The 2,150-nt window shown below is 66.5% G+C and carries 3 protein-coding genes; 2 read left to right on the plus strand and 1 reads right to left on the minus strand.

Going from position 1 to position 2,150, the window contains the following annotated elements:
• A partial coding sequence (locus ITP53_RS54945; RefSeq protein ID WP_236052242.1) for a sensor histidine kinase occupies nucleotides 1-293 on the plus strand: 293 nt, incomplete at its 5' end.
• Entirely contained in the window at nucleotides 290-931 is a 642-nt protein-coding gene (locus ITP53_RS54950; RefSeq protein ID WP_195903415.1) for a response regulator, read from the plus strand. The genes ITP53_RS54945 and ITP53_RS54950, both read left to right, overlap by 4 nt.
• A 100-nt stretch (nucleotides 932-1,031) precedes the next feature.
• Here the strand turns inward: ITP53_RS54950 and ITP53_RS54955 are convergent, their stop codons facing one another.
• Nucleotides 1,032-1,529, minus strand: a complete 498-nt coding sequence (locus ITP53_RS54955) for a DUF402 domain-containing protein (RefSeq protein WP_195903416.1) — start codon at nucleotides 1,527-1,529, stop codon at nucleotides 1,032-1,034.
• Nucleotides 1,530-2,150 lie beyond the last annotated feature (621 nt).

The following is a 2,150-nucleotide window of genomic DNA, read 5'->3' on the forward strand; positions in this document are numbered from 1 at the left end:
CTGATGGGGTTGAGCTGTCGGTTTACCGCATCGTGCAGGAGGCGCTCACCAATGTCGTCAAGCATGCCGCGCCCTCGCGGTGCTGGGTGTCTGTGGTCGCCGAAGGAGGCGACGTACGGATCGAGGTGACCGATGACGGGCCTGGGCGTACGTTGCCGTCGGCGGGCACCGGGCATGGCCTGATCGGGATGCGGGAGCGGGTCATGATGTATGGCGGATCGTTCGAGGCGGGGAGCCTGCCTGGGCGAGGGTTTCGGGTGTTCGCGCGGCTGCCCTATGGGGAGGTCTCGTGATTCGGGTGGTGGTCGCCGACGATCAGGCGCTCCTCAGGGGAAGCTTCCGGGTGCTGGTGGACTCCGAGCCCGACCTGGCTGTCGTGGGTGAGGCGGCGACGGGGGCTGAGGCAGTGTCCGTCGCCCTGGAACAGCGGCCCGATGTGGTGCTCATGGATGTGCGTATGCCGGAGATGGATGGGATCGAGGCCACTCGGCGGATCAAGGATGTTTCGCGGGTCCTTGTTGTGACCATGTTCGACCTGGACGCTTACGTTTATGACGCTCTGCGGGCCGGAGCCAGCGGGTTCCTGCTCAAGGACACGCCGCCTGCCGACTTGCTGTCCGCCATTCGGGTGGTCGCGAGCGGGGAGGCGTTGCTGGCGCCCACGGTCACGCGCAGGTTGATCGAGGAGTTCACGCGTACTCCCGTCCTGCCCCGGGTGAGAGGGTTGGACGGGGTGACGGAGCGGGAGCGGGAAGTTCTGATGCTGATCGCGCGAGGGTTGTCGAATGGGGAGATCGCCGGGCACCTTCAAGTGAGCTTGGCCACGGTGAAGACTCATATTACGAGGTTGCTGGCCAAGTTGGAGGCTCGTGATCGGGCGCAACTCGTAATTGCCGCTTACGAGAGTGGGCTGGTCTCCGCCGCCAGGTGATTCGGCTGCTCGGCTCCATTGGTTGCTTCGGTCGTCTTGGTGGGTTGCTTCAGGTTGGTTGTTTCGGGTCGTCTTGGTGGGTTGCTTCAGGTCGGTTGCTTCAGGTCACCTTGGCGAGCCACTCCAGGTGTGCGCCGCCGAATGCACCCTTTCGCTCCCCGACCGCGTCCATCAACCACAGGGCGGTCCCCTCTGCCTGTGTGATCAGCTCTGGGGGATACCCCAGCGCCACCTGGTGCTCAGCGAACTCGTCCTCGTCGTCGAGGATCAGCCGGCCGTCTCGCATCCGGATGACATCAAGGTCGAGGTCCAGCATGGTCACTTCACCATCTCTCCATTCCGGGATGGTGGTGACGTCGACGTAGATCTCGCTTCGGTGGGGCGGGCTGTTGAAGGACGCCGTCCACCAGGCATCGTGCGGGAACAGCATGATGGCGGTCGTTTCCCAGGTGACAGGCGGTCCCTCGCCCTTCCGAGCCACCGTCCCGCCGGGGACTTCCGTCCAGACTCCATGCTCATCCTCGCCGAGCAGGCGCCCAGGATGATTCCAGTGCAACGCCCCGCCGTACTTCCGGTAGACGATCTTTATATCCGTCATGTGGTGCAACCTATCGGTGCGGTACGGCATTCGTACGAGTGCCCGGTGCCTGGCCGATCGATTCCAAGTCGGCTGAGCAGTGGTCGCAGGCGGTCAGGGAGCGCGCGATGGGTTGGCCGGGCTGTCGTTGTACCGCGGTCACAGCGGTCGGAGCCAGGGCGCGACCGGCGCGGACGGCCGACGGCGCGACCGGCGCGGATGGCGCGGACGGAGGGTGAGTGCCTCGCCGCCCGGCCCAACTGGACGATCGACCACCTGGTGGAGCGGCTCGCCGACGAGGCACGGCGGCTCGACGAGCGCCGCCTCCACCATCCCTCGGTGGTCGTGATGATGGCGAGTGCGTACGGATGGCCTGTGCGTACACCGGCGTCCGGTCCCTCGGGGGCCACAGCATGGGCGCGGCGACCTGGCTCTTGATGGGGCTGGTGCCCCGGTGGTGGTGGGCGGCCGATGAGCCGGGCGGAGTTACGGGTCAGGTGGACTGGTGTAGCGCTTGTGTGAGGGCGGTCAGGCGTTCTGGGGAGGCCAGGCCGGCGTGGTACAGGTGGAACTCGGACGCTCCTGCCTTGGCGTACGTCCTGAGGAGGTCGGCCAGGGCGGCGGGGTCGGCTGGGCGGGGTG

This window comes from Nonomuraea cypriaca (genome assembly GCF_015645445.1).
Taxonomy (GTDB): Bacteria; Actinomycetota; Actinomycetes; order Streptosporangiales; family Streptosporangiaceae; genus Nonomuraea; species Nonomuraea cypriaca.

Bases quoted from the DNA above. Each gene is read 5' to 3' on its own strand.
- ITP53_RS54955 (WP_195903416.1), bottom strand. From the start codon at position 1,529: ATGACGGATATAAAGATCGTCTACCGGAAGTACGGCGGGGCGTTGCAC.